Below are 8022 nucleotides of genomic sequence, written 5' to 3'. Positions count from 1 at the left end.
CCACCACTTTTAAAATAATGGATGAAACATTGTTTGGCACTTTTATTTTCCATGTCAAGGCTGAATTTCCGTTTTCATTCAGATCAAAGTTCTGAATGCTTGAATTTAAACCAAACTGGGAAGAAATATCTTCATTGGTAAAGGCATCCAGAATCTGTAAGCTTGCCGAACCGTTTAATTTTTTGTTCGTTAAGTTTGATAGTTTGGACTGGAGATTCAGTTCATCTCCTTCTCTCAAAAATCTTGGGTAGTTTGGCGTTACAGAAAATTCTTTCTGCGTTATGACTTCTTTTTCCAGCGTTCCTGCTTTTGCGTCTTTCGTATGCGCCAAAAACATCAGCTTCCATTTTGTCAGTGCTTCCGGAGAAGTAAATTCGAAGCTTACATTGCCTTCGGAATCGGTTCTCAAATCCGGGTAGAAAAATGCGGTTTCGTTTAGGTTTTGGCGCACGGGAACTTGGGGTAAATCGCTGTGGGTTTCTCCAACAGAAATTCCCCTTTCTTTTTCATCGCCTTTCGCAATTTTATAATGTAATTTTGGTCCTTCAAGTTCATTCAAAACTGCATCTCCGGAATATCCACATGCTCCGCCCACAAACGTTAAACCTTCAGGAATATCTCCATCATACCAATTGAAGCATGGCGGTTCTATTGAAAAAGATCTTATATAAGGAACCTCTTTTGAAGCAAATCTCGCACTAAGATTATATTTAACTTTGTAAGACATTACCGCATAATACGGAACATAATACCTTTTCCATTCAAAAGTATTTATAGAAAACTGATCTAAAGATCTGTCATACATTGTTGTCAAGACTTCTGCTGTCAAGCTGAGCGCAGTCGAAGCCTTTTTATTATTTTCTGTGATTTTGACTGTCCATTTTTCTTTAGAGCCCGGTTCAATCTTATCTCTGAAAACTATTGTTTCGATAGTAAGAGGATTTTCGTTTTCTTTTATTTTAAGAGTAATCTCACTATGCTGTACTTCATTGTAAGCAATGATCTGAAACTGAACATTAATTTCTGAAATATTTTTATTTTTAGGAATTTCTACAATATAGTCTAATATACCATTTTTTAATTGCTTTATTTCAGCTATGGTGTTTCCCAGACAATCCTGTAGAAAGATATATACCAAAGCATCAGGAATTGCAGAATATACGTAGATATTGGCTTTTTCACCCCTTAAAAATCCCTTTTTTGGATCTACAACATTCAAAAATACCTTTTCTTCTTTCAATGAATTTTTATCCCAAACATTAAAGTACTGAGATGTTTCGATCAACTCTTTGTTCTGACTATCATAAAGTTCCAACTCATATCTCCCGACGTCTAATTTTCCTAAATCTAAATTGGCTATCGGTTGTTGGTTATCTGTTTTTGGATCATAGATTTTATCGAGAATCACTTTTTCTATTTGTACCTCTTCTTCATATTCGTCCTCATCAAAATAGTCATGCGGGAACTTGGCTATAAACTCTTCTTTAGAAAATTGTGATAAATTCTGAATTTTATCTTCAAACATCTTTCTAAAAATCCTGTCTGGCGACTTCAGTTTGGAAAGTTTTACATGATATGGCTTTTCAACATCCTGATTATTATAATTTTTTGTTTCAACTTTAATTTTTACATTTTCGTCTGTAAAAGCATCTTTAATTTCTTCGGCTTTGATGTAATAAGGAACTGAAGCCACATTTATTTCAACAGAAGCCGACTGTGTTTCTCCATTGATATCCGTAACAGACGCTTCAATTTTAAAGCAGTCTACCTGAACATCTTTTAAATATGTATTTTCTTCAAAAGTTACAGAAATCGTGAATTCTCCGTTCTCATCGGTTTCGGCGTTTCCAAGTATAGAATTTTCATGATTATAATCGTTTGAATAATGGCTGAAGAATTTCCAGCGGATATCATTCTCTGTAATTTCATAGTTTACAACTATATTACGGAGGGGCACTCCAGAAAATGATGTTGCTCTTCCCTTGAGTTCTAGCGTCTGTCCATATTGATATTCTCCCTTTACTGGCTCAAAAGTAATCTCAAATTTCGGTCTTTTATATTCCTCTACAAGAAAAGTATGAAAACAGTCTGCTCCGTCCTCAATCATTAAAGCAAAGGTTCCGTTTAGTTTTCCTTTAGGGAGAACAAAGCTTCCGTGATAAGATCCGAATTCATTGGTCGTAAATTCTTGTGTAGAAATTCCCTCTTCGTTTCCATCAGTTAAAGCTATTTTTTGTTTTAATCCTACAACAACCGATTCCTTTTCGCTTTCTATTTTAGTATTAATTACCTTAAAATAAACGGTCTGCCCCGGTCGGTAAATCGCTCTGTCGGTAAAAATCTGCGGTATTGTTTTATTAAGGATATCTCTTGTTTGCTCTTCTGAAAATTTTCTTCCCCATACATCCAGAATTTGAAAATCATTAGTTTTTGGATGATGGACAAGATATTTTCTATATGAATTATTTGCATCTGACGGAATTTTAAAAACACCTAAATCATCTGTTTTTGCATTCAGTTTTACCAAATCCTGATCTCGAAGATATTCGAAAAAAACAATTTCCTCGTTAGGAATCGGTGTTCCATTTTCACTGTTTACTAACCTGAATGATTCCGGAAAATCATTTGCGTCTTTATGATGATAAATTATTTTATAATCGGATACTGTGAAAAAATAGTTTTTGACTGAATCGCTTTCAGCTAAATCTTTTGAAGAAAATTCTGCAACATATAATCCCGGTGGTAAAGGTTTAATCTCCAGAGAAGTTTTCATCTCTTCATAAATTTCACAGTGAGGAAGTGTATAATGTTCTTTTCTTATGAGTATTTTTTCAATTTCATGGTAAAATTTTTCTTCTGAACGATAATCTTCTGTATACTTAATAAAAGATTTAAACCCGCCTTTCACTTCATAAATATTCAGAATAAAATCAGAAGTATTACGATATTCTGCCACTATATGAATCGGCTTATTGCTTTGTATCTGTTTTTCGAAATTCAGTCCCAATTCAGGGCAGGTCATTAAATCTTCTTTATATTGAATTTCCTTTAAAAATGGGGAATTGGGAAACTGTTTTTTTGCCTGATCTGCAATTTCAAGAGCTTCTCTGGATTTATCATCATTCCTGTATATTGTCATGATGTCCCGCATCATTAAAACTTTGTAATCTCCGTCAATATCAGATTTCAGAATAGTTTGCAACTGTTGCAGTTTATTCAATTCTTTATCTAACGAACAGAGATAGAGCAATTTTTCGCGCATAAAATACAACTTCGAATTGCCCTCATTTTCATTAATCAATACATCGTAGATTGCAAGAATCTTATTTTCATTTTCTTTCAGTTCGTTCTTCGTAAAAAACCCACCATCTAAAAGAAAATTAATTTTTCTCATTAAATGCCAGTCCTGCAAAGTTCTATAATAAGCAATATCTTCCTCATAACCTCTGAAAAGCAGACTGTATTTTTCAATTGAAATCTTTTTAAGAGATTCTTTTCTCAGGTCGTTTTTTTTGAAACTTTCGGATATATAGTTTTTAAAGTCGAGTACAGTCCATGTTTCAATTTGAGACAGATCCTGAGAATTTATATTGGTAAGATCTTCTCCTGAAAAACTTGCGTTGAAATAATCAAGAGCAAAAGTACTGACGAGAATTTCGTACAGTGTTTTTTCCTCTCCTTGTAAGGACTCTCCCGAATCATGCACTTTCTGCAAAAAATGGGAAATTCTATTATTTTCGTTATCTTCAAAATAGCGAGCATAATGTATGCCTGCAAATTCATTTCTAAGAGAAATTATAAGCTGTACCACGTTGGCTTCCATCATATTATGTTTTTAATATTTTTATCGTTATTTAAGAAATTAAAATTAATCTGAATAATGAAAATGGAGAATCGTTTTCGTTTAAATCCCAAATTCATCTTTCTCCCAAATCCATAAATTTATAGTCGGTAATCCGCAGTAAATGGCAATTTCAGGACGATCCAATTGCTCTTTAAGGTTTAATTCGCAATTCTCTACTGCCAAGTTGACTTCCTTCAAATTTGGCAATGTATTCAAAACCCGAACATCCATAACTTTTGTTCTGTATAAATCCAAACGCTCTAATTTTTTTAACGCTTCTAAAGCTGAAATATCGTTTACCTCATAGCTTTCCAGTAATGTTAACCATTTCAAATTGGGAAATTTCCAGATTTCTTTCAGATCAATTTTATTCTGAAGAGAAGATAAATCTAGTTTTTCAAGGGATGGCAAGGTTTCAAACGAAGAAAAATTTTTAATCTGACTGTTATCCAGATCCAAAACTTTCAGCTTTTTCAGGGTTTTTAATTGCAGCTTCTTTATGTGTTCAAGCTTCAGAAATTCTAAATTAGGAAACTGGCTCAGCCCTTTCACCGCACAATCTTCATGACTGTAAAAACTCAATCTTTTCAGGGATTTCATTTTTGGAAGCATATTAATATCACATTTCCCGTCACTGCTTATCTCCAAAGATTTTAAACGTTTTAAATTTTCAAATCCCGTACAATATAAATTTGATTCACTGTAGATATTTAAAAACTCCAAGTTTTTCAGATTTCCCAAATCGATAATCTTCTTTGTTTTTTCTATCCTTATTTCTAATTTTTTTAATTTTTTAAAAGTAAGAATAGATTCCACAGTCTGTAACGAAATATTGTAACCTATTTTTAAAGATTCCAATGCTGTAAATTTTTCGATGGGATAGTTTGTGGGTTTATCCTGAGATTCATAAAACTCCAGCTCTTTCAGCTGTTTTTTTAGAGGAAACAGTTTTGAAAAAATTCGGGTATCTTTACTATCTTTTCCAAAACCGTTTAATTCAAAACTTGTCAAATTAGGAAAATGCTTAAAATAACTATGTTTTTTAATCGCTGAATCTCTAACCTCTACGCTCTGGATTTGTTTTGCAATGGATAAAAATGCATCCACATAAAACTTAGATTTATCAAATGTGAGATGATGCAACCTTTCAAATTTTTCCAGATTATCAATTTTTTTTCCTTTAAAATTAGTAAAATGTATATGATTAATATAATTTCTGATCCCTAATACGTTTTTTAGATCGAGCTGCTTTTTATCTTTCACGAAAACAACACAGGTAATTTTTTTATTAAAAGGATTTTCCAATTTCCTTATGTCTTCAACTATCGTATCATTATCGAATCCAATTTCTTCAAGCTCCTTAAGCTCAGAAATTCCTTCAAAATTTCCTATACGGCAGTTTACAAAATCAATATCCCCCACCGATTTTTTAAAGGGTATAAAAGAAATATCTTTAAACTGCGAGTCGGAAATGCTAATCCTGTAAATTGATTTCTCTTTTATTTTTCTTGGATGATAGGTGAAGGTTATTTTATCAAGATATAATGCAGAAATTCCTTCTATATTGCTTAGCTCCTGAATGTTTTCAATATGACAGTTTTCAATAGAAAAGCTATGGTGTCCTTTACTAACTGATGTAGGAAAGCAATTCAGCCCGCTTGCATCAAAATTCATATTAGAAAAATGAATTTCACCTGGAAAGTCTCTCGTTACCTCACAGTCATTGTTTGTGAACGTCACATTATCCAAATGAAAAGAATAACAATTCTCCAACTTCAATAATTCTGAAAAATTGGAAATGGAAGAATCGCTGACATACAATCTTCCTACATTCCTAATCCACGGCAAGATGATAGAAAAATCGTCAATTGTTAAATTTTTGAGCTCTATTCTTGATCTTGCATAATCTTCCCAAGGTTCTTCCCCTAAAATTTCTTTTAATCTTTTATAAGCTTCTGATGTTTTATCTGTTTGCTGATCTTCTTTCATTTTGAGTGGTTATTCTGTTTAAATATTAATTTTACTTTGCTTCTTACGGATCATTTAAATTCCAAATTCATCTTTGTCCCAAACCCATAAATTTACGCTTGGTAATCCACAGTAAATGGCAATTTCAGGACGATCCAATTGTGATTCAAGATTAAGTTCTTTGGAATTATTCACTAATAAATTGACTTCCCTTAAATTAGGCAAAGTATTCAGCACCTTTACGTCTGTAACTTTTGTTTGGTATAAATCCAAGCGCTCTAATTTTTTTAATGCTTCTAATCCTGAAATATCATTTACCTCATAGCTTTCCAATAATGTTAACCATTTCAAATTGGGAAATTTCGATATTTCTTTTAAATTAATATTACCCTGAATACTTGATAAATCTAGTCTTTCCAGGGAAGGTAAGGTTTCAAACGAAGAAAAATCTTTAATTCTGCTATTGTCCAAATCCAACACTTTTAGCTTTTTCAAGTTTTTCAGTTGCAGTTTCTTAACTCCCTTTAGTCTCAGAAATTCTAAATTCGGAAAGTGACTCAAATCTTTAATGTGAGTATCATAAGCGGAAAAGCTCAATCTTTTTAAGGACTTCATAGTTGGAAGCGTTTTCAAATCAAATTTTCTATCATTGACTATTTGCAATGATTTTAGACGTTTCAGATTTTCAAATCCAGTAAATTTTACTCTTGAATTAAAAATTAAAAACTCCAGCTTTTTCAGATGTCCCAAATCGAAAATATGCTTCGTTTTTGCTATGCTAATATCCAGCTTTCTCAATTTTTTCAACTTCATAATAGATTTTCCCGTTTTCGCAGAAATTTCATAACCCAATTTTAAGGTTTCCAGTGAAGTAAATTGACTGATGGGATAATCTGGAGCTTTTTTATCCATTTCTTCGTCTTCATAAAAATCCAGACTCATCAGCTGATCTTTTAACGGAAGTAATTTTGAGAAATTTTTTATCTCTTTACTCTCTCTTGAGAAACAGCTTGATTCAAAACTCTTCAAATTAACGAAAGAACTGAAATAGTTATGTTTTTTAATCTCAGAATCTCTCATCTTCACTTTTTGAATCTGATTGGCAATAGGCAAAAAAGCATCTACATAAAATTCAGATTTATCAAATGAAAGAGTTTTAACCATTTCAAACTTTTTAAGATCCTTTACTTTTTTCACCTTAAAATAGGTAAAGCTTAATTCATTAATATAATTTCTGAGCGATACTGCATTTTTTAAACGAAATGGTTTTTCCGCCTTAATGAAATGACATGTAATTTCTTTATTGAAAGGGTTTTCAAATTGACTTTCATCTTTAACAAGTGTATTTGTATCAATTTGAATCTTTTTAAGCTTTTCAAATTCAGAAATTCCTTTAAAGTTTCCTATTTTACAATTTTTAAAATCAATTCTTCCTACAGATTTTTTAAATGGTATAAAAGAAATATCTTCAAACTTCGAGTTGAAAATATGGATCATGTAAATTGATTTTTCTTTTACTTTGGTGGGGTTACAAGTAAAAGTTATACTGTCGAGATGTAATGAATAAAGCCCTTTTATATTATTGATTTCCTGAATATTATCAATATGACAATTATTAATAAAAAGATGCTTATATCCTTTACCGGATGACGATATATGAAAACTGTTAAAACAACCTGCATCAAAGGTCATATTTGAAAATCGGATTTCATAAGGAAACCCTCTGGTTACATTACACTCATTGTTTCTGAAAGTCACATTATCCAGAGTGAAACTGGAACAACTTTCTATTTTTAACAATTCGGAAAAATTAGCAATGGTACAGTTGGTAAGCTTTACGTTTTTTACTTTAACGAGATACGGTAAAAACTTAGAAAAATCCTCAATATCTACGTCTTGGAGGTGTAAATATTGAAGTAAATTATATTTTAGGTAGTCTTCCGGTTTTATTCCTAAGATTTCTTCGATTTTCTGCGTTTCTTCATCAAGAACAGTTGATCTATTTATTTGATTTTCTATATTTTCAGTACTCATCGTTTACATGTTTTTATGGTTATTATTTAAATGAAAAATTTTTCTATTCAGCTGTTAAGAAGTTTTTAATAATGGTCTCACACATCTGCTTCAGCAATTGCATTAATCTCAAATTTTAATAAAAAAATCTCAGGTGGATTTAATCTTTACAACTTTTTCAGCCCAATAGAATTCTG

General features: G+C 31.7%; 3 protein-coding genes. All 3 read right to left on the bottom strand.

The window, feature by feature from the left end; translation table 11 throughout:
- Positions 1 to 3826, bottom strand: a 3826-nt coding sequence (locus tag BW951_RS19735) for an alpha-2-macroglobulin family protein (RefSeq protein WP_262487844.1), incomplete at its 3' end; no start/stop codon positions are given.
- Positions 3827 to 3904: 78 nt separating this feature from the next.
- Complete coding sequence (locus BW951_RS19730) at positions 3905 to 5833, bottom strand: leucine-rich repeat domain-containing protein (protein ID WP_076395958.1); 1929 nt, start codon at positions 5831 to 5833, stop codon at positions 3905 to 3907.
- 54 nt (positions 5834 to 5887) lie between these two features.
- Entirely contained in the window at positions 5888 to 7846 is a 1959-nt protein-coding gene (locus tag BW951_RS19725) for a leucine-rich repeat domain-containing protein (protein ID WP_076395956.1), read from the bottom strand.
- Positions 7847 to 8022: the final 176 nt, after the last annotated feature.

This window comes from Chryseobacterium gambrini (genome assembly GCF_900156825.1).
Lineage (GTDB): Bacteria > Bacteroidota > Bacteroidia > Flavobacteriales > Weeksellaceae > Chryseobacterium > Chryseobacterium gambrini.
The sequence above is the reverse complement of the archived record's forward strand: the minus strand, read 5'-3'. Positions and strand labels throughout refer to the sequence as shown.

Excerpts from the sequence above, each read along its gene's own strand:
- BW951_RS19730 (WP_076395958.1), bottom strand. The coding sequence starts at position 5,833 with ATGAAAGAAGATCAGCAAACAGATAAAACATCAGAAGCTTATAAAAGA.
- BW951_RS19725 (WP_076395956.1), bottom strand. The coding sequence starts at position 7,846 with ATGAGTACTGAAAATATAGAAAATCAAATAAATAGATCAACTGTTCTT.